General features: G+C 69.2%; 19 protein-coding genes and 1 pseudogene. All 20 read right to left on the bottom strand.

What is annotated here, in order from left to right:
* Positions 1-575: pseudogene (locus FNH05_RS09940) on the bottom strand (hypothetical protein); the annotation flags it as partial.
* A gap of 85 nt (positions 576-660) precedes the next feature.
* The gene (locus FNH05_RS09935) at positions 661-1,680 is read right to left on the bottom strand and encodes a polyprenyl synthetase family protein (RefSeq protein ID WP_144587049.1); all 1,020 of its coding nucleotides are present in this window, start codon (positions 1,678-1,680) and stop codon (positions 661-663) included.
* Between the two features lie 223 nt (positions 1,681-1,903).
* Positions 1,904-3,466 (bottom strand): NADH-quinone oxidoreductase subunit NuoN, encoded by a 1,563-nt coding sequence (gene nuoN, locus FNH05_RS09930; protein ID WP_144587048.1) that lies wholly within the window; start codon positions 3,464-3,466, stop codon positions 1,904-1,906.
* Positions 3,463-5,019 (bottom strand): NADH-quinone oxidoreductase subunit M, encoded by a 1,557-nt coding sequence (locus FNH05_RS09925; RefSeq protein ID WP_144587047.1) that lies wholly within the window; start codon positions 5,017-5,019, stop codon positions 3,463-3,465. The genes nuoN and FNH05_RS09925 overlap by 4 nt, the downstream gene beginning before the upstream one ends.
* Entirely contained in the window at positions 5,016-6,911 is a 1,896-nt protein-coding gene (gene nuoL, locus FNH05_RS09920) for an NADH-quinone oxidoreductase subunit L (protein WP_144587046.1), read from the bottom strand. The genes FNH05_RS09925 and nuoL overlap by 4 nt, the downstream gene beginning before the upstream one ends.
* 12 nt (positions 6,912-6,923) lie before the next feature.
* Positions 6,924-7,223, bottom strand: a complete 300-nt coding sequence (gene nuoK, locus FNH05_RS09915) for an NADH-quinone oxidoreductase subunit NuoK (RefSeq protein ID WP_144587045.1) — start codon at positions 7,221-7,223, stop codon at positions 6,924-6,926.
* Complete coding sequence (locus tag FNH05_RS09910; protein ID WP_144587051.1) at positions 7,220-8,035, bottom strand: NADH-quinone oxidoreductase subunit J; 816 nt, start codon at positions 8,033-8,035, stop codon at positions 7,220-7,222. The genes nuoK and FNH05_RS09910 overlap by 4 nt, the downstream gene beginning before the upstream one ends.
* A 5-nt stretch (positions 8,036-8,040) precedes the next feature.
* Complete coding sequence (gene nuoI / locus FNH05_RS09905; RefSeq protein ID WP_144587044.1) at positions 8,041-8,607, bottom strand: NADH-quinone oxidoreductase subunit NuoI; 567 nt, start codon at positions 8,605-8,607, stop codon at positions 8,041-8,043.
* Positions 8,594-9,922 (bottom strand): NADH-quinone oxidoreductase subunit NuoH, encoded by a 1,329-nt coding sequence (gene nuoH / locus FNH05_RS09900; RefSeq protein ID WP_144587043.1) that lies wholly within the window; start codon positions 9,920-9,922, stop codon positions 8,594-8,596. The genes nuoI and nuoH overlap by 14 nt, the downstream gene beginning before the upstream one ends.
* A complete protein-coding gene (locus FNH05_RS09895; protein WP_144587042.1) occupies positions 9,919-12,402 on the bottom strand; it encodes an NADH-quinone oxidoreductase subunit G in 2,484 nt (827 codons plus the stop codon). Before FNH05_RS09895 ends, nuoH begins: the two co-directional genes overlap by 4 nt.
* Positions 12,399-13,694: an NADH-quinone oxidoreductase subunit NuoF gene (gene nuoF, locus FNH05_RS09890; RefSeq protein WP_144587041.1), complete on the bottom strand. Its 1,296-nt coding sequence runs from the start codon at positions 13,692-13,694 to the stop codon at positions 12,399-12,401. Before nuoF ends, FNH05_RS09895 begins: the two co-directional genes overlap by 4 nt.
* Positions 13,691-14,416 (bottom strand): NADH-quinone oxidoreductase subunit NuoE, encoded by a 726-nt coding sequence (gene nuoE / locus FNH05_RS09885; RefSeq protein WP_144587040.1) that lies wholly within the window; start codon positions 14,414-14,416, stop codon positions 13,691-13,693. Before nuoE ends, nuoF begins: the two co-directional genes overlap by 4 nt.
* Entirely contained in the window at positions 14,413-15,792 is a 1,380-nt protein-coding gene (locus tag FNH05_RS09880) for an NADH-quinone oxidoreductase subunit D (protein WP_144587039.1), read from the bottom strand. Before FNH05_RS09880 ends, nuoE begins: the two co-directional genes overlap by 4 nt.
* On the bottom strand, positions 15,789-16,550 hold the full coding sequence (locus FNH05_RS09875) for an NADH-quinone oxidoreductase subunit C (protein ID WP_144587038.1): 762 nt from the start codon (positions 16,548-16,550) through the stop codon (positions 15,789-15,791). The genes FNH05_RS09880 and FNH05_RS09875 overlap by 4 nt, the downstream gene beginning before the upstream one ends.
* 6 nt (positions 16,551-16,556) lie before the next feature.
* A complete protein-coding gene (locus FNH05_RS09870) occupies positions 16,557-17,099 on the bottom strand; it encodes a NuoB/complex I 20 kDa subunit family protein (RefSeq protein ID WP_144587037.1) in 543 nt (180 codons plus the stop codon).
* 4 nt (positions 17,100-17,103) lie between these two features.
* Positions 17,104-17,517: an NADH-quinone oxidoreductase subunit A gene (locus FNH05_RS09865; RefSeq protein ID WP_407652805.1), complete on the bottom strand. Its 414-nt coding sequence runs from the start codon at positions 17,515-17,517 to the stop codon at positions 17,104-17,106.
* A gap of 292 nt (positions 17,518-17,809) precedes the next feature.
* The gene (locus tag FNH05_RS09860) at positions 17,810-19,081 is read right to left on the bottom strand and encodes a geranylgeranyl reductase family protein (RefSeq protein WP_144587036.1); all 1,272 of its coding nucleotides are present in this window, start codon (positions 19,079-19,081) and stop codon (positions 17,810-17,812) included.
* Between the two features lie 10 nt (positions 19,082-19,091).
* Entirely contained in the window at positions 19,092-19,793 is a 702-nt protein-coding gene (locus FNH05_RS09855; RefSeq protein ID WP_144587035.1) for a demethylmenaquinone methyltransferase, read from the bottom strand.
* 64 nt (positions 19,794-19,857) lie between these two features.
* Positions 19,858-20,976 (bottom strand): glycosyltransferase, encoded by a 1,119-nt coding sequence (locus FNH05_RS09850; protein ID WP_144587034.1) that lies wholly within the window; start codon positions 20,974-20,976, stop codon positions 19,858-19,860.
* Between the two features lie 6 nt (positions 20,977-20,982).
* Positions 20,983-21,448, bottom strand: a 466-nt coding sequence (locus FNH05_RS09845; protein ID WP_144587033.1) for a glycosyltransferase, incomplete at its 5' end; no start/stop codon positions are given.

The raw sequence follows: 21,448 nt of genomic DNA, 5'->3' as shown, positions 1-21,448 counted from the left end.
GTGTCGAAAAGGGACCCTGTCTCGCGGCTCGGCTCGAAGAGGGACCCGGTCTCCTTGCCGGACTCGAACAGCGAGCCCGATTCCGCCTGCTCGAACGGCGCGAAGACCGAGGTCTTCTCGGCCTCGCTCTCGGGTTCGGGCCGGTGCTCGGATTCGGGCTCCAGCGCGGAGGACACCGGCGAAGAGAACAAGGCTCCGCCGGACTCGGCCTGTTCGGTGACCGGACTGCCGAAGCTGTCCCGCTCGTACCAGTGCGGCTGCGGCCCCGGTTCGGGCTGGGCGGGATGGTCGGCCGGATGCTCCGGCTGGAACGGCTCGGGCTCGTAGGCACGGGTCGGCGCAACCCGTTGCTCCGGCTCCGGCTCGGGCTCGGGTTCCGGTTCGAAGGTGCGGGTCGGCGCGACCCGCTGCTCCGGTTCCGGCTCCGGTGCCGGTGCGGCCTGCGCGGCGAGCAGCCTGCGTTCGAGGAGGCGGTTCCTGGCCTGCGCGGGGCGGACCAGCAGCAACCAGGTCAACAGCACACCGGCCGCGAACGCCAGCACGCTCCACAACCACACCTGTCCGAAGAGGGACATCGTGGGTCCTTTCTCTTCCTAACGCACCGGTAGCACTTTCAGTGACACCGGAACGCCTCGCTCATGACGCGATCAGGGGATCGCGTCAGCGCGTACGAGCGACAAGGTAATCCGCGACCGACTCACAGGCGTCACGTGCCGCCGAAGCGGGCAGCGCCGACAACTGCGCCCGGGCACGCCGGGCGTAATCGGCCAGCGTAGCGGTCGCGCTGTCCAGGCCCTTCGAGACACGAAGCAACTGGAGGGCCTCTTCGACCAGGTCATCGTCACCGATCGGCCCGGCCAGCAGTTCCCGCAGCCTCGGATCCGTTTCCGGGTCGGCGAGCGCGAACAGCATCGGCAGGGTGCGTACACCCTCGCGAAGATCAGTGCCCGGCGTTTTGCCCGATTCGTGGGACGGCGAGGCGATGTCGATGACGTCGTCGGAGATCTGGAAGGCCGTGCCGATGATCTCGCCGAACCGCTGCAACGCCTCGACGTGCTCGGGTTCGGCCCCGGAGACCATGCCCCCGAACCGGCCCGCGGTCGCGATCAGCGAACCCGTCTTCTGCGCCACCACGCTCAGGTAGTGCTCGACGGGATCCTCGCCGTCGCCGGGACCGACGGTCTCCCGCATCTGCCCGGTGACCAGTTCACCGAAGGTCTCCGCGATGATCCGCGCCGCGTCGGTGCCCAGTTCCGACACCAGCCGGGAGGCGTGCGCGAACAGGAAGTCACCGGTCAGGATCGCGATCGTGTTGTCCCAGCGGGCGTTCACGCTCTGCGCGCCGCGCCGCATGGTCGCCTCGTCCATCACGTCGTCGTGGTACAGGGTCGCCAGGTGGACCAGCTCCACGGCGGCCGCCGCGGTCACGACGCCCTTGTGGTTTCCCTTGCCGAACTGCGCGGCGAGCAGCGTGAACATCGGCCGGAACCGCTTGCCCCCGGCTTCCACCAGATGCGAGGCGGCCTCGTGGACCGCCTTGACGTCGCTCCGGGCCGTTTCGCGCAGCAGGTTCTCGACGTCGGCGAGTCCAGCGGCCAGCGTGCGCAGCAGTTGCTCATCGGCGATCCGCAGGCCCACGCTCGCGCGCAGATCCTCGATGGTGCCACTCTGAACCGACACTTCTCCCCTGCCCTCTCGCGCTCCGTACGGTCCTCACCAGCGTAATGGCAAGCAGGGACGGGTTGGCGCTCCGCTCGCCAAGGGCATCGGTGACGATCGTGACAGGCCGCTTCCCGTAACCCGGGTACCCACTCTGACCTGCGAAAATCGCCGTGAAGGGTCCCTTCACGGTCGATATGACCGTCAAGGGACCCTTCACGGCTCTAAACGAGCCACTCCGTCATCAAAACGCGAAGGTGCCCGCTCCGGCCCAGTTCAGCGCGAACGACGGGACCACGCCCAGCAGCAGGGTGACGATCACGCCGAGGGTGATGGCGGCCGTGGTGAACGCACCCGGCACGGTCACCGCGGGGCCCTCCGCCGCCGGCTGCGAGAAGTACATCAGCACGATCACCCGCAGGTAGAAGAACGCGGCGACCGCGCTGAACACCAGCGCGACGACCACCAGTGGTGCCATCCCGTCCCGCAGCGCGGCCGAGAACACCACGAACTTCCCGACGAAACCACTGGTGAGCGGGATCCCGGCGAGCGCGAGCAGCAGGAAGGTGAACACGCCCGCCAGCAGCGGCGAGCGTTTCGCCAGGCCGGCCCACGCCGACAGATGGGTCGCCTCGCCCGAGGAGTCCCGCACCAGCGACACCACACCGAACGCGGCGAGCGTGGTGAACCCGTAGGCCAGCAGGTAGAACAGCGTGCCCGACAGACCCTGGTCGGTCATCGCGATGGTGCCCACGAGCAGGAACCCGGCGTGCGCAATGGACGAGTAGGCGATCATGCGTTTCACGTCGGTCTGGGTCAGGCCGAGAATGGCACCGACGGCCATCGACACGATCGCCACCGCCCACAGCACCCCGCGCCATTCCCAGCTGGTCGATTCGAAACCGACGGTGAGCACCCGCAGGATCGCGCCGAACGCGGCGACCTTGGTGCAGGCGGCCATGAACGCGGTGACCGGGGTGGGCGATCCCTGGTACACGTCCGGGGTCCAGGTGTGGAACGGGCCCACGGACCCCTTGAACAGCAGGCCGACGACCAGCAGTCCCATGCCGACGAACAACAGGGTGTCCGAGCGGTCCGAACCGGCCGCGGCGCGGGCGATGTCGGCGAGCTTGACCGAGTTGGCGTAGCCGTAGAGCAGCGCCAGGCCGTACAGGAAGAACGCCGACGAGAACGCGCCGAGCAGGAAGTACTTGACCGCGGCCTCCTGCGACAGGAGACGACGGCGCCGGGCGAGGCCGCACATCAGGTACAACGGCAGGCTCAGCACTTCCAGCGCGATGAACATGGTGAGCAGGTCGTTGGCGGCGCAGAAGGTCATCATGCCGCCGAGCGCGAACAGGGTCAGCGGAAAGACCTCGGTCTGCATCCCGGTGCTGCCCACCTGCGCCCGGTCCTGGAAGGTGCCGGGCCGGATGGACGCCTGGGCCACGAACGCGCCACCGGGCTCGATCGAGCGGTCCGCGATCAGCAGCACCGCCCCGATCGCCAGCGCGAGCAGCGTGCCCCACAGGAACAGCGCGGGTTTGTCCACCGAGATCGCACCGGCGAGCGTGGTGAGCCCGGCCTTGGGTGAACCGCTGACGTACACGACGAGCGCGACACCGGCGGCCACGATCGCGAGCAGGCTCAGCGTCACCTGTGCGGACCACCGGAGGTGCCGGGGCAGGAATGCTTCGAACAGCACGCTGATGCAGGCCGCCGACAGCACGACCAGCACCGGAAGGATCGCCGCGTAGTCGATCTGCGGCGTCGCGATCTGCCCCTGCTGGGCCAGTACCTCGATCACTTCGCCTGTCCTCCTTGCAGGGCCGAAAGCGTTGCGTCCACGGACGGTCCGACGGTGTCGAGCACCGGCTTCGGGTAGAAGCCGAGGCCGATGATCAGCACCACCATCGGCACCAGGATGGCCAGTTCCTTGCGGCCGAGGTCCTTGATTCCCTTGCGGGCGCCCAGTTCCGGTGCGATCGCCGTGCCGGGGCCTCCCCCGGCGCCCATCAGCGCGTCACCGCGCACCGGCCCGGTCATCAGGCGCTGGTACAGCCACAGCACGTAGGCCGCGGCGAGCACCATGCCCAGGGTGGCCAGCGTCGCGTACACCGGCTGGGTTTCGAACGAACCCAGCAGCACCAGGAACTCGCTGACGAACGAGTTGGTGCCCGGCAGGGACAAAGTGGACAGACCGGCGATCAGCAGCATGCCGCCCAGCAGCGGGGTCACCTTGTACATCCCGCCGTAGTCGGAGATCCGGGTGGACCCGCCGCGCGCGATCACCAGGCCGAGCACCACGATCAGCATCCCGGTGGCCAGGCTGTGGTTGAGCATGTACGTCACCGAGCCCACGGTGGCCTGGCCGGTGAACGCGAAGATGCCGAGCGCGATGAACCCGAAGTGCGCGATGGACACGTAGGCCACGAACCGTTTCATGTCCTGCTGCCCCGCGGCCAGTATCGAGCCGTAGAGCACCCCGATCACCGCCAGCACCAGCACCAGCGGCGCGAGCGCCTTGCTGGCCTGCGGGAACATCGGCAGGTTGTACCGCAGGAAACCGAAGGTGCCGACCTTGTCCAGCACGCCGACCAGCAGTACCGCGATCCCGATGGGCGCCTCCCCGGCCGCGTCGGGGAGCCAGGTGTGGAACGGCACCAGCGGCGCCTTGATCGCGAACGCGAGGAAGAAGCCGAGGAACAGCCAGATCTGGGTGGAGGCCGGTGCGTCGCGCACGACGGTGACCAGGGTGGCCCAGTCGAAGGTGCCCTTGCCGAGCTTGTCCGCGGCGATCGAGTACGCCCCGATCGCCGAGGCGAGCATGATCAGGCCGCCGAGGAACGAGTACAGGAAGAACTTCACCGCCGCGTACTGGCGGTTCGCGCCGCCGTAGCCGCCGATCAGGAAGTACATCGGGATCAGCATGATCTCGAACAGCACGTAGAACAGGAACACGTCGGTGGCGGCGAACACCGCGATGGTCAGCGCCTCCTGCACCAGGATGAGCGCGAAGTAGCCGCCGGCGCTGCGCCCCTCGGGCAGCCGGTCGGCGGGGCCGAGCGCGGCGAGCACGATGGGGACCAGGAACGCGATCACCGCGATCATGATCAGCGCGATGCCGTCCACCCCGAACGAGATGTGGATGCCGAAGGCCGGGATCCAGTCCATCGAGGTGGTCTGCTGCAGGCGGGCACCACCGGGGTGGTAGCTCGCCCAGGTCGGGATGATCAGCGCGAGTTCCAGGAGCGCGAACGCCAGTGCGGCGCGAGTCGCCAGCCGGTCGTCGCGCCGCAGCCCGGTGAGCACGAGCGCGCCGACGAGCGGCAGGAGGATGAGGGCAACCAACCAGCTCATGAGAACCTCACCAACAACAGGGCCGCGACGAGCACGAACGAACCGGCGAGCATCGACAGGGCGTACGAGCGGACGAACCCGGTCTGCAGCCGCCGCAACCGGCCCGATCCGCCGCCGAGCGCGGCGGCCAGCCCGTTCACCGCGCCGTCCACGCCGCGGCTGTCCAGGTAGACCGAGAACCGGGTGAGCCACAATCCCGGCCTCGCGACCAGCGCCTCGTTCAGCGCGTTGCCGTACAGGTCCTTGCGGGCGGCGCGGACCACCGCCGAGACCTCCTCCGGCCGTTCGACCGGGGTTTCGCGGCGGCCGGCCACGAGCCAGGCGACCAGCACGCCGAGGGCGGCCAGCGCGACGGTGAGCCACGGGACGAGCGCGTGCGGGATGACCGTCTGCGCCGGTTCTTCCAGCGGGCCGAGCGACGGGACGAGCCAGTCGACCAGCCGGTGGCCGAGTGAGAGGAAGGCACCGGCGCCGACCGAGCCGACAGCGAGCACGATCATCGGCACGGTCATCACCGGTGGCGACTCGTGCGGGTGGTAATCCTTGCCGTCACTGGTCTTCAGGTCCTTCCAGCGTTCCTTGCCGAAGAAGGTCATCAGCATCAGCCGGGTCATGTAGAACGCGGTGAGCCCGGCACCGAGCACCGCGGCGCCGCCGAACACCCAGCCGCGCCAGCCCTCCTGGCCGAACGCGGCCTCGATGATCGCGTCCTTCGAGAAGTACCCGGACAGGAACGGGAACCCGATCAGCGCCAGGTAGCCGAGACCGAAGGTGACGAAGGTGATCGGCATCCGGCGGTAGAGCCCGCCGAAGCGGCGCATGTCCACCTCGTCGTTCATGCCGTGCATCACCGAACCGGCGCCGAGGAACAGTCCCGCCTTGAAGAAGCCGTGCGTGAGCAGGTGCATGATGCCCAGCGCGTAGCCGAACGGGCCGAGGCCGACGGCCAGCATCATGTAGCCGATCTGGCTGACGGTCGAGTAGGCCAGCACCTTCTTGATGTCGTCGTAGGCGCAGCCGATGATCGACCCGAGCAGCAGGGTGACCGTGCCGATCAGTGCGACGACCAGCCGCCCGTCCGCGGTGACGTTGAAGATCGGGTTCGCGCGGGCGATCAGGTAGACCCCGGCGGTGACCATCGTGGCGGCGTGGATCAGCGCCGACACCGGGGTCGGGCCCTCCATCGCGTCGGGCAGCCAGGCCTGCAGCGGGAACTGGCCCGACTTACCGCAGGCGCCGAGCAGCAGCAGCAACGCGATCGCGGTGACCACCCCGGCCGGGGCGTGACCGATGCCGGCGAACACTCCGGCGTAGCTGACGCTGCCGATGTACTTGAACATCAGGAAGATCGCCAGTGCCAGGCCGACATCGCCGACCCGGTTCATCAGGAACGCCTTCTTCGCCGCGGTGGCCGCCGACGGCCGGTCGGTGTACCAGCCGATGAGCAGGTACGAGGCCAGGCCCACGCCTTCCCAGCCGAGGTAGAGGGTGATGAAGTTGTTGCCCAGCACCAGAACCAGCATCGAGGCGACGAAGAGGTTCAGGTAGCCGAAGAACTTCCGGCGGTCGGCGTCCGCCGCCATGTAGCCGATCGAGTAGATGTGGATCAGCGAACCGACCCCGGTGATCAGCAGGACGAACACCAGTGACAGCGCGTCGATCCGGAACCCGAAGTCGACGTCGAGGCTGCCCACCGGGAACCACGAGTACAGCTTCGTGTCGACCGGGTTGCCGTTGCTCGAAAAGAACAGCGCCAGGCCGTAGACGAAGGACGCGATGACGGTCGCGCAGCCGAGCAGGTGTCCCCACGCGCCGGTCCGCCTGCCGCCCGCGAGCAGGATCAGCGCGCCCAGGGCGGGAAAGGCGACCAGCAGCCACGATGATGCGATCACTTGAGCCTGCTCCTAGTACTTGAGGAGGTTGGTGTCGTCGACCGAGGCCGAGCGCCGGGTCCGGAAGATCGACATGATGATCGCCAGCCCCACCACGACCTCGGCCGCGGCGACGACCATCACGAAGAACGCCATCACCTGGCCGCCGAGCCCGCCGTTCATCCGCGAGAACGTGACCAGCGTCAGGTTCACCGCGTTGAGCATCAGTTCGATGCACATGAACACGACGATGGCGTTGCGGCGTACCAGCACCCCGACCGCGCCGATCGAGAACAGCAGCGCGGACAGCAGCAGGTAGTAGGTGGGAGTCATCGGTCCTGTGCCCCCTCGGTTCCCTCGGCGCCCACCAGTGCGTGCGCGTCCGGTTCGGGTTCGGTGCCCTCGACGCGCTTCCGCTCGGCTTCCAGCCGGGCCGTGGGCGTGGATTCGATGATTTCGGAGAGCGATTCCGGGGCCACCGAACCGTCGGGCAGCAGCGCGGGGGTCGCCACCGAATGCGAGGTGGCGAAGACGCCGGGCCCCGGTTTCGGCGAGATCCGCTCGTACTCGCCGCGGAACCGGGCTTCGACGAGCTCCTTCTGGCTGCGGCGCCCCGTCTTGGGGGTGAACGCCAGCACCATCGCGCCGAGCGCGGCGGTGATCAGCAGGGCCGAGGTGAGCTCGAACGGGAACAGGAAGTCGGTGAAGATCAGGCGGCCCAGATTGCCCGGGGTGCCGTTCGGGGCCGGCGCGGGCACCACCTTGGCCAGCGACCGGGTGAGCGCGGTGGCGATCAGCCCGGCGATGCCGATGCCGAGGACGCCGGCCCACAGGCGCTGTCCGCGAAGGACTTCCACCACCGAGTCGGAGCTTTCCCTGCCGACCAGCATCAGCACGAACAGGAACAGCATCATGATCGCGCCGGTGTAGACGATGATCTGGGTGAAGCCGAGGAACGGGGCCTGCTGCACCATGTAGAACACCCCGAGCGAGAACATCGTCATCGCCAGGAACAGCGCCGAGTGCACGGCGTTGCGGGAGAAGATCAGCCCGAGCGCACCGAGCAGCGCGATCGGGCCGAGGATCCAGAACGCGACGGCCTCGCCCGTGGAGACGGTCTGCTCCGCGGCCTGGGCCAGGATCAGGCTGGTCACTGGATGACCTCCTCACGTGAGGTCTCGACGGTTTCGCCCGACGGCACGCCGCGATCGCGAGCCAGTTCGGGGCCGTTGACGTAGTAGTCCTGCTCGTCGTCGCCGAGCCGCATCGGGTGCGGCGGCTGCTCCATGCCGGGCAGCAGCGGGGCGAGCAGGTCCTCCTTGGTGTAGATCAACCGCTGCCGGTCGTCGTCGGCCAGCTCGTAGAAGTTGATCATCGTCAGGGACCGGGTGGGGCAGGCCTCGATGCACAGGCCGCAGCCGATGCAGCGCAGGTAGTTGATCTGGTAGTCCTTGCCGTAGCGCTCGCCCGGCGAGTACCGCGCCTCCTCGGTGTTGTCCCCGCCCTCGACGTAGATCGCGTCCGCGGGGCAGGCCCAGGCACACAGTTCGCAGCCGACGCACTTCTCCAGCCCGTCGGGATGCCGGTTGAGCTGGTGCCGCCCGTGGTAGCGCGGCGCGGCGGGCGCGCCGGCCTCGGGATACTCCTCGGTCGCCACCTTCTTGAACATCATCGAGAAGGTGACCCCGAAACCCTTGAGGGGATCAAACATTCCCATCGGAACTCCCTACCTGGGCGGGTTCGCCGGACCGCACGGACCGGGGGCGCTTCTTACTGGCGGCGGCGCGGTCCGGCACCGGCGGGACCTTCAGGTCCAGCGGGGGCAGCGGGTAGCCGCCGCCGGTGATCGGCACGCTGTCGGTGTCCGGCGGCACCTTCTTCTCCGGCACCAGCATCGCGATCGCGATGGCGACCACGACCACGACCGCCCCGCCGACGAGGATCTGGGCGGTGGTCAGTCCGCCGCTGTTGCGGATCGCGCGGATCGCCGTGATGACCACGATCCAGAGCAGGTTGACCGGCACCAGCACCTTCCAGCCCAGCTTCATGAACTGGTCGTACCGGAACCGCGGCAGCGTGCCGCGCAGCCAGATGAAGCCGAACAGCAGCGCGAACAGCTTGATGCCGAACCAGATCAGCGGCAGCCAGCCCTGGTTCAGCGGCGAGTCGAGCCCGACGAACGGGAACATCCAGCCGCCGAGGAACAGGGTGGTCGCGAACGCCGAAACGATCACCATGTTGACGTACTCGGCGAGGAAGAACATGGCGAACTTCATCGAGGAGTATTCGGTGTGGAAGCCGCCGACCAGTTCCGATTCGGCCTCGGGGAGGTCGAAGGGCGCCCGGTTGGTCTCGCCCACCATCGAGATCAGGTAGATCACGAAACTGGGCAGCAGGAGGTAGAAGTACCAGCCGTGCGACTGAGCGGCGACGATGTCCCCGGTGGACAGCGACTGCGCGTAGAGCACCACGCCCACGATGGACAGGCCCATCGCGATCTCGTACGAGATCACCTGCGCGGCCGAGCGCAGCCCGCCGAGCAGCGGATACGGCGAGCCCGAAGACCAGCCCGCCAGCACGATCCCGTACACCCCGACCGACGAGCAGGCCAGGATCACCAGCACACCGACCGGCAGGTCCACCAACTGCAGTACGGTCCGGTGGCCGAAGATCGACACCTCGGGGCCGAACGGGATCGCCGACAGCGCGATCAGCGAGGGGACCACCGCGATCACCGGGGCCAGGAAGTAGACCTTCCGGTCCGCGGTGTCGGGGATGATCTGCTCCTTGAACGGCAGCTTGATCGCGTCCGCGAGGGACTGCAGGTAGCCGCCCGGCCCGACCCGGTTCGGCCCCGGCCGGTTCTGCATCCGGCCGACCGCCTTGCGCTCCCAGACGATCAGGAAGATCGTCATGATCGGCCCGATCAGCAGGATCACGACCGCCTTGAGCAGGATCAGCCACCACGGGTCGTCGGCCAGCAACTGGGCCCTGGTCAGGTGGTCGGCCTGAGCCAGCACCATTCCCGTCATCGGGCACCTCCCCGGATCGACACCACAGCTCCGTGCCCCACGCCGAGGGTGCGCCGCACGGTCGAGCCGGGCGAGTTGCCCGGCAGCCACACCACGTCCTCGGGCAGGTGCTCCTCGGCCTCGACGGGCAGGGTGACGGCACCCCGCCCGGTCGACACCGTCACGGTCGGCCCGAGTTCGGCGGCGAGCTTCGGCGACACCCGGGCGACCACCCGGCGGGCGGTCCCGGCCAGGTGCGGCTCCGCCCGCTGCAGAGAGCCCTCGTCGAGCAGCAGCCGCCAGGTCGCGAGCCGCGCCTTGCCCTCCGGAAGCGCCAACTGGGCCCCGCGCACCGCGTTCTCGGCGGTGAAGGACGCCCGCACGGCACTGGGGCCGAGACGGGCGAAGTCCCCGTAGGCGGCCGCGGGCGTCTGGGTGAACAGGTCCGCGTCCATCTCGACGGCCAGCGTGTCGAGCACCCGGCAGTCGGACAGCGCGCCGGTGTTCTCGATGGTGATGTCGAACTCGCGGCGGCGGCCCTCCCAGTCGAGGTAGCTGCCCGCCTTCTCGACGTCCGGCGCGATCGGCAGCACCACGTCGGCGTGCTCGGTGACGCCGCTCGGCAGCAGTTCCAGGCTCACCACGAACTCCGCGCGGGCGAGCGCCCGGCGGGCCAGTTCGGGATCGGGCAGATCGTCCGGGTCGACCCCGCCCACCACCACACCGGCCAGGTCGCCCTCGGCGAGCGCGGCGAGGATGCCGCTGGTGTCCCGTCCCGGCTCGGCGGGCAACGAGACGCGCCAGGCGGCCTCGACCTCGGCCCGGGCTTCGGCGTCGGTGACCGGGCGGCCGCCCGGCAGCAGGGCCGGCGCCGCACCGGCTTCGAGCGCCCCGCGCTCACCGGCCCGGCGCGGGATCCAGGCGATCTTCGCGCCGGTCCGCTCCGAAAGCCGGTCCAGCGCCGAGAACAGGCCGGGGATCTCCGCGGCCCGTTCGCCCACCAGGATCACCGCCCCGTCGGCGGCCAGTGCCGCGTCCAGGTCCGGCGCGTGTTCGGCAAGGCCCTCGATCGCGGCGGCCTCCCCGCCGGGCTCGCAGGCGAGCAGTTCACCGGAGGTCCGACGCACCGCCGGGGTGCTCCACTGTCCGATGTGGACGACCTTGGTCCCGCGCTTGCGGGCCGCCTTGCGCAGCCGCAGGAAGACGATCGGTGATTCCTCCTCCGGCTCGAAGGCCACGCACAGCACCGTCGGCGCGTGTTCCAGCGACGCGTACGAAACCCCTGTCTCGGGCGTCGTCCCCACCACGCGCGCCGCGAGGAAGGACAGCTCCTCGGCGGAATGCGGGCGGGCACGGAAGTCGATGTCGTGGGTTCCCAGCGCGACGCGGGCGAACTTGGCGTAGGCGTAGGCGTCCTCGAAGGTGAGCCTCCCACCGGCCAGCACCGCGGCGCCCTTGCCGTCGCGTGCCTTCGCCAGGCCCGCCGCGGCCACCCGGAGGGCCTCGGTCCACGAGGCTTCCTTGAGTTCGCCGTCGGCATCGCGCACCAGCGGCCGCCGGAGCCGTTCCGGCACCTCCGCGTACCGGAACGCGAACCGGCCCTTGTCGCACAGCCATTCCTCGTTGACGTCCGGGTCGTTCCCGGCGAGCTTGCGCATCACCTTGCCGCGCCGGAAGTCGGTGCGTTCGGCGCAGCCCGACGCGCAGTGCTCGCACACGCCCGGCGAGGACACCAGGTCGAACGGGCGGGACCGGAACCGGTACTGCGCGCTGGTCAGCGCGCCGACCGGGCAGATCTGGATGGTGTTACCGGAGAAGTACGACTGGAACGGCTCCCCCGAGGACGTCCGCCCCGCGGCGTCCAGCACATCCGTGGTCTGCCCGGTCCCGATCTGCTGCTGCGCGCCCCGCTCCAGCAGATCGATGAACGGGTCACCGGCGATCTGCGCGGAGAACCGGGTGCACCGCTGGCACAGCACGCACCGCTCGCGGTCCAGCAGGACCTGCGTGGAGATCGGCAGCGGCTTCGGGAAGGTGCGCTTCTTCTCCAAGAACCGGGAATCGGTCCGGCCGTGCGCCATCGCCTGGTTCTGCAGCGGGCACTCGCCGCCCTTGTCACAGATAGGGCAGTCCAGCGGGTGGTTGATCAGCAGCAGCTCCATCACGCCCTGCTGCGCCTTGTCCGCCACCGGCGAGGTCAGCTGCGTCCTCACCACCATGCCGTCGGCCACCGTCATCGTGCACGAGGCCTGCGGCTTCGGCATCGGCCTCCCGCCCAGCTCCACCTCGACCAGGCACTGGCGGCAGGCGCCCGCCGGGTCGAGCAGCGGGTGATCGCAGAACCGCGGGATCACCGTGCCGAGCCGTTCGGCCGTGCGGATCAGCAGCTCGCCCTTCGGGGCGATCACCTCTTCGCCGTCGATGGTGAGCTTGACGTGTCCCTCCGGAACGGGCGTTTCCGGCCGTTCCGTACTGGATTTCTCACTGGGTGCGATCGTCATGCCTGTGCTCCCACCAGCTGGGGTTCGGCGCCCTGGTCGCCCTGCTGCTCGCACAGCGCAAGGAACTCGTCCCGGAAGTACTTGATGCCGCTGGTGATCGGGCTGACCGCACCGTCACCGAGCGCACAGAACGCGCGGCCGAGGATGTTGTCGCAGACGTCGAGCAGGGTGTCGATGTCCTCCTTGGTGCCCCTGCCCGCCACCATCCGCTCCAGGATGTGTGCGAGCCAGTACGTGCCCTCCCGGCAGGGCGTGCACTTGCCGCACGACTCGTGCTCGTAGAACTTCGTCCACTTCATCACGGCCCACGGCACCGACACCGTTTCGTTGAAGACCTGGACGGCGGTCGTGCCGAGCATCGATCCCGCTTCGGCGGCCCCTTCGAAGTCCAGCGGCACGTCCAGGTGTTCGGGGGTGAACAGCGGGGTCGAGGACCCGCCCGGGGTCCAGAACTTCAGCGGGATGCTGTCCTTCATGCCCCCGGCCAGATCCAGCAGTTCCCGGAGCGTGGTGCCGAGCGGTGCCTCGTACTGGCCGGGGTGCTCGACGTGCCCGGAGATGGAGTAGATCTTCGGGCCGGGCGACTTTTCCCGGCCCATCTTGCGGAACCAGTCGGCGCCGCCGTTGACGATGTAGGGCGCGCTCGCGATCGTCTCGACGTTGTTCACCGTGGTGGGCGCCGCGTAGAGCCCGGCGGCGGCCGGGAACGGCGGCTTCAGCCGCGGCTGGCCGCGGCGGCCCTCCAGCGAGTCGAGCAGCGCGGTCTCCTCGCCGCAGATGTAGGCACCGGCACCCGCGTGGACGGTGATGTCCAGATCGAAGCCCGCGCCGAGGATGTTCTTGCCGAGGTAACCGGCCTGGTAGGCCTCCCGCACCGCCGAGTTCAGCCTGCGGATGCAGTGCAGTGCTTCGCCGCGGACGTAGATGAAGCAGCGGTGTGACCGCATCGCGTACGCGGCGATGACACAGCCCTCGATGAGCGAATGCGGGTCCGCCATCATCAGCGGAATGTCCTTGCAGGTCCCCGGTTCCCCCTCGTCCGCGTTGATGACGAGATAGTGGGGCTTGTCCTCATTGGGGGGCATGAAGGACCACTTCACCCCGGCCGGGAAACCGGCGCCGCCGCGACCGCGCAGCCCGGCGTCCTTGATCAGCTGCACGAGCTGTTCCGGGGTGCCCGCGAGCGCCTTGCGGAGCGCGGTGTAGCCCTCGAGCCGTTCGTAGGTCTCCAGCCGCCACGAGTTCGGTGACAGCCACCGCTTGGTGAGGACGGGAGTCAGCGGATCCGTCATTTCGCCTGCACCTCCGGTAGCGGGGCATCCTCCATGACCGGCGCCGTCCAGCCCCGGTCGGCCGCCAGCCGCGCGCCGCGCAGCGTTTCCGGCGCCTGCGATGGACCGTCCACTTCGGAACGGAAGGTCTCCTCGTCCTCCGGGAAGAACCCGGCCAGCCGCAGTTCGGCGCCGCGGAAGCCGGTCAGCGGGGCGCCGCGGGTCGGTGGCGGCTTTTCCCCGCGCCGCAAGGCATCCACCAGTTCCGCGGCCGATTCCGGCGTCTGCTTGTCGTAGTACTCGTAGTTGACCTGCAGCACGGGAGCCAGATCGCAGGCGGCGAGGCATTCCGCGTGTTCCAGGGTGATCGAACCGGGCTCACCCGGCTCCCCGGCGGTCTCCTCGTGGCCGACGCCGAGACGCTCCTGCAGCTTCTCGTAGATCGCGTCGCCGCCGAGCGCCGCGCACAGCGTGTTGGTGCAGACGCTGACCAGATGCTCACCGCATGGCCGCCGCTTGTACATGGTGTAGAACGTGGCGACCGCGCTGACCTCGGCCTCGGACAGGCCGAGCTGGGCGGCGCAGAAGTCGATGCCCTCCTGGCTGACATGGCCCTGCACGGACTGGACCAGGTGCAGCATCGGCAGCAGTGCCGACCGGGACTGCGGGTAGCGGCCCATCAGATCCTGCGCCTTGGCCACGACATCGGGTCCGAACAGCTCGGCCCGGGGTTCGGTGCTCATCGGTCCACCCCTCCCATCACCGGGTCGATGGAGGCCACCGCGGCGATCACGTCGGCCACCAGTCCGCCCTCCGACATCGCCGGCATCGACTGCAGGTTCACGAAACTCGGCTCACGGACATGCACCCGCATGGGCCGGGTGCCCCCGTCGGACACGACGTGGAAGCCCAGCTCGCCCCGCGGGGACTCGACCGGCGCGTACACCTGGCCCGCAGGCACCTTGAAGCCCTCGGTGACCAGCTTGAAGTGGTGGATCAGCGACTCCATCGACTGGCCCATGATCTTGCGGACGTGTTCGAGCGAGTTGCCCATGCCGTCACTGGAGATCGACAGCTGCGCCGGCCAGGCGATCTTGCGGTCCTCCACCATCACCGGGCCGGGCTCGAGCTTCTTCAGCGCCTGCTTGATGATCCGCAGCGACTGGTGCATCTCCTCGACGCGGCACAGGTAGCGGGCCCAGCAGTCGGCCTCGGTCGAGGTCGGCACGTCGAACTCGAACTCCTCGTAGGAGGAGTACGGCTCCACCTTCCGCAGGTCCCACGGCAACCCGGCCGAGCGCAGCACCGGCCCGGTCACGCCGAGCGCGAGGCAGGCGTCCACCGGCAGGTAGCCGACGCCCTTGAGCCGGTTGCGCCAGATGGGCTGACCGGTGAACAGCTTGTCGTACAAGGGAAGGCGCTGGTCCATCACCTTGACGAAGTCGCCGATCTTCTGGTGCGCGTCGGTGGGCAGGTCCTGCGCGATCCCGCCGGGACGGATGAAAGCGTGGTTCATCCGCAGGCCGGTCAGGTACTCGAGCAGGTGCAGCACTTCTTCGCGTTCGCGGAAGCCGAGCGTCATCGCCGTGGTGGCGCCCAGTTCCATCCCGCCGGTGGCGATGTAGACCAGGTGCGAGCCGATCCGGTTGATCTCGCACAGCAGGACCCGGATCAGCTGGGCCCGCCTCGGCACCTCGATCCTCAGCAGCTTCTCCACGGCAAGGCAGTAGCCGAGCTCGTTGAACAGGGGCGACAGGTAGTCCATGCGGGTCACGAAGGTGACGCCCTGGGTCCAGGTCCGGTACTCCAGGTTCTTCTCGATCCCGGTGTGCAGGTACCCGATCACCGAACGCAGCTGGGTGACCGTCTCGCCTTCCAGTTCCAGCACGAGCCGGAGCACGCCGTGCGTGGACGGGTGCTGCGGGCCCATGTTGATGACCATGCGCTCGTCGTGGATGGCGTCGGTGAGGACGTCGTCCCAGTCACCGCCGCTGACGTGGTAGATCCGGCCTTCGGTGGTCTGCCGGGATTCCGCGTAGTCCACACCGGCGGTGCCGTCGGACCCGTTGGCCGTGGTGTCCGTGCCGGTCGTGACGTCCGAGAGTCGTTCGGTGGTCATGAGTAGGCCCTCCGCTGGTCCGGCGGCGGGATCTCCGCGCCCTTGTACTCCACCGGGATCCCGCCGAGCGGGTAGTCCTTGCGCTGCGGGTGCCCGTCCCAGTCGTCCGGCATCAGGATCCTGGTCAGCGCCGGATGGCCGTCGTAGACGATGCCGAACATGTCGTAGGTCTCCCGCTCCTGCCAGTCGGCCGTCGGATAGACCTCGACGACGGAGGGCACGTGCGGGTCGGCGATCTCGAGGGTGACCTCCAGGCGGATGCGGCGCCGGTAGGTCATCGACGTCAGGTGGTACACCGAATGCAGCCGCTGCGGCACGTCGGGCCCGTAGTCCACACCGGACACCGAGCTGCACAGTTCGAACCGCAGTCCCGGATCGTCCCGCAGCAGCCGGCAGATCGCCACCAGATGCGTCTTTTCCAGGTACAGCGTGATTTCCCCGCGGTCCACGGTGATCTGCTGCACCGTCTCGGCCGGGATCCCGTGCTCGCTCAGCGCCGCGAAGAACTGGTCGGCGAACTCGTCGAACCAGCCCCCGTAGGGGCGCTCCGCGGGCGGCGGGGAGTAGGCGGGCAGCCGCAGCCCGCCGTAACCCGAGGTGTCACCGCTGCCGCGGACCCCGAACATCCCCCGGCGCTCGTGGCCGGCGACCACCGGCTGCGCCGGGCGGACACCGTGCGGTTCGAGCCCGTTCTCGGCGCGCTGCGCGCTCGAGGACTCGCCGCCGGTCTCCGGCTTGCTCACTTCGTCACTGGGCATCGCGGATCACTTCTTCGCGTACTTGATCGACGAGGGGATGAGTGCGGTCCGCTGCCCCGCCCGGAGCGCCGCGCGACGCGGGCCCATCGGTTCGTCCTGGATCTTGGCGTGCAGCTTGAGAATCGCGTCGAGCAGCATTTCCGGCCGGGGCGGGCAGCCGGGCAGGTACATGTCGACCGGGACGATGTGGTCGACCCCCTGCACTACGGCGTAGTTGTTGAACATCCCGCCCGAGGAGGCGCACACGCCCATCGCCAGCACCCAGCGCGGCTCGGCCATCTGGTCGTAGATCTGCCGCAGCACCGGCGCCATCTTCTGGGTGACCCGGCCCGCGACGATCATCAGATCCGCCTGGCGCGGGGTCGCGCTGAACCGCTCCATGCCGAAGCGGGCGATGTCGTAGCGCGAACCGCCGGTGGTCATCATCTCGATCGCGCAGCAGGCGAGCCCGAAGGTGGCGGGCCACAACGAGTTCTTGCGCGCCCAGTTGACCAGGCCTTCCAGGCTGGCCAGCAGGATTCCGTTGGGGAGCTTCTCTTCCAGACCCATGGCGCTAGTTCCAATCCAGTCCGCCGCGCCGCCACACGTAGGCGTAGGCGAAGCCGACCGTGGCGATGAACAGAAAGATCTCCACCAGGCCGAACAGGCCGAGCGCGTCCGCCGAGACCGCGAACGGGTAGAGGAAGACCATCTCGATGTCGAACAGGATGAACAGCATCGCTGTGATGTAGTACGCGACCGGCATCCGCCCCCCGCCCACCAGCGGCTGGGGTGAGGGTTCGATGCCGCACTCGTAGGCCTGGAGCTTCGCCCTGTTGTACCGGCTCGGTCCGACGAGCGGCCCGAGGAGCACGGAGAACACGGCGAACGCGGCCGCCAGGACGAACAACAGGACCAGAGGCACGTACATCCCCGGGCCGGTGGGACTCACCGAAGCGCCTTGCGCCGTCAGCACGGTATGCACCATCCCTTCCGCACCGTCGCGGAGTCTGTCGCGACTTCGCGTGCGACGACCATCACACCGTTTGTGAATTTGTTCACAAGCTTCCCGACGAAGTTGTGAACCCGTTCACAAAGCACGGGGGCAGTGTAGGACTTTCCTCACACCGTTGTCGCGGGGTCCTCGAGTTAAGGCGGACCTAACCCCAGAATGCCCCGAAAGGGGGCAGCAAGCCCACTACCTGGGAGGAAAGGATCAAGAGCGAGCCCGGGGCCCGGTTATACGGAGAGTCAATGTGACATAACCCACGTGGGGGTCGTCACACGCTCGGGGTAAGCCGGGCGGCGAGCGAGATCATCCGGTCCACCGCGTCACCGCCCTTGGGGTCGTAACAGCCGGAAAGGCCCTTGTAGATGAGCGGAATCAGCGGGTTGACCCGCAGTCCGTACCGGGTCGCGACCCGCATCACCTTCGGTGACCCGATGGCCTTCGCGAACAGGTTGCCGAGCCGGTAGTACCCGCCCATCAGCTCCTTCAGTGCCCGTGGGTAACCGAGCAGCGCCCGCTCACGGGAAGGACCCGCCGGGCGGGCCAGCGCCTGCACCACGAACTCGGCGGCCAGCTGCGCCGACTCCATCGCCGACGAGATGCCCTCGCCGTTGAACGGACTGACCATGCCCCCGGCGTCGCCGAGCAGCAGCAGCCCGTCCCGGTAGTGCGGCGTGCGGTTGAAGCCCATCGGCAGGCCCGCCCCGCCGATCCGGCCGATGGCGTTCTCCTCGCGGTAGCCCCATTCCTCCGGGGTGGAGTCCAGCCACGAACGCATCAGCGCGCGGTAGTCGGTGTTCCGGAACGCCTTAGACGTGGAGAGCATGCCCAGCCCGACGTTCACCGTGCCGTCGCCGAGCGGGAACGCCCAGCCGTATCCCGGCAGCAGCTTCGGATCGCGCGGGTCGCTGCGGTCCCACAGCTCGAGGTGCCCCTCGATGAACGCGTCGTCGTGCCGCGGGCTCCGGTAGTACCGGCGCACCGCGACGCCCATCGGGCGCTTCTCGTTCTTCTCGATGCCGACCGAAAGTGCCAGCCGGGCCGACACCCCGTCGCAGGCCAGCACCAGGGGCGCGAAGTAGCTCACCGGCGTCTTGTCCGGGCCGGTCTTCGCGGTGACGCCGATGACGCGGCCGGTCCGCTCGTCGGTGATCGCCCCGGTCACCGAGGTCCGCTCCAGCAGCCGCGCCCCCGCCTTCACCGCGGTCTTCGCCAGCAGCTCGTCGAAGTCGTGCCGGGTCCGCGTGACCCCGTAGGGCGGGAAACTGGTCAGCTCGGGCCAGTCCAGTTCGAGGGTGAGCTCGCTGGTCAGGATGCGCAGGCCGCGGCTGTGCTGCCAGCCCGCCTCGGGGCTGGTGTCGATGCCCAGATCGATCAGCTGCTTCACGCCGCGGGGCGTGATGCCGTCGCCGCAGACCTTCTCGCGGGGGAAGGTGGTCTTCTCCAGCACGAGGACGTCGACCCCGGCGCGGGCGAGGTAGGTGGCCACGGTGGACCCGGCAGGGCCGGCCCCGACGACGATTACCTGCGCGTCCTGCGTCATGTGTCGAAGTCTACGGGGCCTTCTCGGCCGGCTTGGTGGCCCGATGGATCGCGACGGCCCCGAAGGTGAGGTTGAGCCATTCGACGTCGCTCCAGCCCGAAGACGCGATCATCTCCGCCAGCGTGCGCTGGTCCGGCCAGGTCAGCATGGATTCGGCGAGGTAGCCGTACGCCGCGGGGTTGGACGACGTCAGCCTGCCGACGAGGGTCATCGCGCGCAGGATGAACTTCCGGTACAGGAACCGGATCGGACCGAAGGCAGGCGTGGACACCTCGCAGATCACCAGCCGCCCGCCCGGCCGCACCACGCGGGCGATCTCGGTCAGCGCGGCCTTGGTGTCGACGAAGTTGCGGATGCCGAAGCTGATCGTGGCGGCGTCGAAACTGTTGTCCGCGAAGGGAAGGTGCAGCGCGTCCGCGGCGACCATCGGCACCCCGCGGTGCTTGCCGCTGGTCAGCATGCCGAATGAGAAGTCCGCGGCGAGGCACCAGGCGCCGCCCCGCGCGTACTCGCTGGTGGACACTCCGGTGCCCGCGGCGAGATCGAGGACCTTCTCGCCGGGCCGCGCGTCCAGCACTCGTGCGGTGGCGGTGCGCCAGCGCCGGTCGAACCCGAAGGTCATGAACGAGTTGGCCCGGTCGTAGCCGGCCGCGACGCCGTCGAACATGGCGGCGACCTCGTGCGGGTCCTTGTCGAGGTTCGCTCGGGACATGGCACCAACCTAAACCGCCGGATCCGTCGCGAACGCCGCGGGCCGAGCAACGCGCCGAAGCGCCTCACCCGGCGGGGCATTCCCCGAGGACCGACAGCATCGCCTCGACCGACGCGGGCCAGGTGAACTCCTCCGCCCGCGCACGCGCCGCGGCACGCCGCGCCGGTTCGGGCGTGGCGAGCAGACCGGTCACCGCGGAGGCGAAGGCGGCCGGTGCGTCCGCGACGGCCGCACCGCATCCGGGCCGCACGATCTCCCGCAAGGCGGACGAGGCGGAGACGACCACCGGCGTGCCCGAGGCCAGCGCTTCGAGCGCCGCGAGACCAAAGGTCTCGTGCGGTCCCGGTGCGAGCGAAACGTCCGCGCTCGCCAGCAGGCGAGCCACCTCTCTCCGGGCGGACAGGAAACCCAGGAACGTCACGGGAAGTCCTCGCGCACGGCGCTCCAGCGCCCGGCGGCGCGGTCCGTCGCCCGCGATCACCAGCCGGACCCGGTCACCGGCCCCGGCGAGCTCGGCCACCGTGTCCACACTGCGCTCCACGTGCTTCTCCGGCGATAGACGTCCACAATGGACAATGAGGGCGTCGGCGCCCTGGGCCAGCTCCCTGCGCCAGCCCGGATCGCGCAACCCGGGGGTGAACGTCGCCAGGTCCACCCCGAGCGGTACCCGGCACACGTTGGGTGCCCCGATGCGGTCGAACTCCTCCCGCGCGAAGGCAGTGGTGCAGACCACCTGGTCGTAGCAGCGCGCCATCCTGGCGTTCGCCATGTCCGCGACCCGCCGCGCCAGCGGGCCCGGCAGCAGGAACTGCGCCAGCAGGCGGTCCAGCCGCTCGTGCGAGATCACCACGCTCGGCACGCCGTGGCGGCGCGCCCACGCCCCCATCCCGCGCAGCGTCAACCGGTCCGACACCTCCAGCCGGTCCGGCCGCAGCCGGTGCACCAGCGCGCGCACGCGGTACGGATCGACCGCTCGGTACCCCGCGGTGCCCGGGATCTCCGGTGCGGAAAGGGAAAACCGCCGCACGCCGGTCGGCAGCACCTCCTCGGTGTAGCGCCTGCCCGGAACCACGAGCGTCACCCGATGCCCGTCGGCGACGTAACCGGCCCCCAGATGGTGCAGCGCCGTGCGCAGACCGCCCGAGCGAGGGCCGTAGAAGTTGGCCAGCTGGACGATGTGCATCGGCGCTCAGGCGGCGCGCGCCACGCGCTCGGTCACGGCCTTGTAGTGCCCGACGAGCTCCGCGCACACCGCGGGCCAGGTGCGCCCGAGCACCACCCGCCGGGCCTTGCGGCCGAACCGCGCCCGCAGTTCCGGATCGCGCAGCTCGCCCACCCGCCTCACGAGTTCCCGCTCGAAACCCACCCGGTCGGCGGGCAGCAGGTGACCGGTCCGCCCGGGCAGCACGAGGTCCTTCGGTCCGCCCGCATCCGGCGCCAGCACCGGGAGCCCGGAGGCCATCGCCTCCTGCACTGCCTGGCAGAACGTCTCGTACGGTCCGGTGTGGACGAACACGTCGAGGCTGGCATACGCGGCCGACAACTCGTCGCCGTAAAGCGCACCGAGAAACGCCGCCCCCGGCAGCCGTTCCCGCAACGCGGGCAGTTCCGGACCGTCCCCGACCACGACCACCCGCACCCCGGGCATCCCGGCC

The sequence above is a fragment of the Amycolatopsis rhizosphaerae genome (assembly GCF_007713715.1).
Classification (GTDB): Bacteria; Actinomycetota; Actinomycetes; order Mycobacteriales; family Pseudonocardiaceae; genus Amycolatopsis_E; species Amycolatopsis_E rhizosphaerae.
The sequence above is the reverse complement of the archived record's forward strand: the minus strand, read 5'-3'. Positions and strand labels throughout refer to the sequence as shown.

What these genes read in the sequence shown, in the direction of transcription:
- FNH05_RS09865 (WP_407652805.1), bottom strand. Translation starts at nt 17,517, where the DNA reads ATGGTGCATACCGTGCTGACGGCGCAAGGCGCTTCGGTGAGTCCCACC.
- nuoH (WP_144587043.1), bottom strand. Translation starts at nt 9,922, where the DNA reads ATGACGGGAATGGTGCTGGCTCAGGCCGACCACCTGACCAGGGCCCAG.
- FNH05_RS09895 (WP_144587042.1), bottom strand. Translation starts at nt 12,402, where the DNA reads ATGACGATCGCACCCAGTGAGAAATCCAGTACGGAACGGCCGGAAACG.
- FNH05_RS09875 (WP_144587038.1), bottom strand. Translation starts at nt 16,550, where the DNA reads ATGCCCAGTGACGAAGTGAGCAAGCCGGAGACCGGCGGCGAGTCCTCG.
- FNH05_RS09855 (WP_144587035.1), bottom strand. Translation starts at nt 19,793, where the DNA reads ATGTCCCGAGCGAACCTCGACAAGGACCCGCACGAGGTCGCCGCCATG.
- FNH05_RS09870 (WP_144587037.1), bottom strand. Translation starts at nt 17,099, where the DNA reads ATGGGTCTGGAAGAGAAGCTCCCCAACGGAATCCTGCTGGCCAGCCTG.
- FNH05_RS09925 (WP_144587047.1), bottom strand. Translation starts at nt 5,019, where the DNA reads ATGAGCTGGTTGGTTGCCCTCATCCTCCTGCCGCTCGTCGGCGCGCTC.
- nuoE (WP_144587040.1), bottom strand. Translation starts at nt 14,416, where the DNA reads ATGAGCACCGAACCCCGGGCCGAGCTGTTCGGACCCGATGTCGTGGCC.
- nuoK (WP_144587045.1), bottom strand. Translation starts at nt 7,223, where the DNA reads ATGACTCCCACCTACTACCTGCTGCTGTCCGCGCTGCTGTTCTCGATC.
- FNH05_RS09860 (WP_144587036.1), bottom strand. Translation starts at nt 19,081, where the DNA reads ATGACGCAGGACGCGCAGGTAATCGTCGTCGGGGCCGGCCCTGCCGGG.
- nuoF (WP_144587041.1), bottom strand. Translation starts at nt 13,694, where the DNA reads ATGACGGATCCGCTGACTCCCGTCCTCACCAAGCGGTGGCTGTCACCG.
- nuoI (WP_144587044.1), bottom strand. Translation starts at nt 8,607, where the DNA reads ATGGGAATGTTTGATCCCCTCAAGGGTTTCGGGGTCACCTTCTCGATG.
- FNH05_RS09850 (WP_144587034.1), bottom strand. Translation starts at nt 20,976, where the DNA reads ATGCACATCGTCCAGCTGGCCAACTTCTACGGCCCTCGCTCGGGCGGT.
- FNH05_RS09880 (WP_144587039.1), bottom strand. Translation starts at nt 15,792, where the DNA reads ATGACCACCGAACGACTCTCGGACGTCACGACCGGCACGGACACCACG.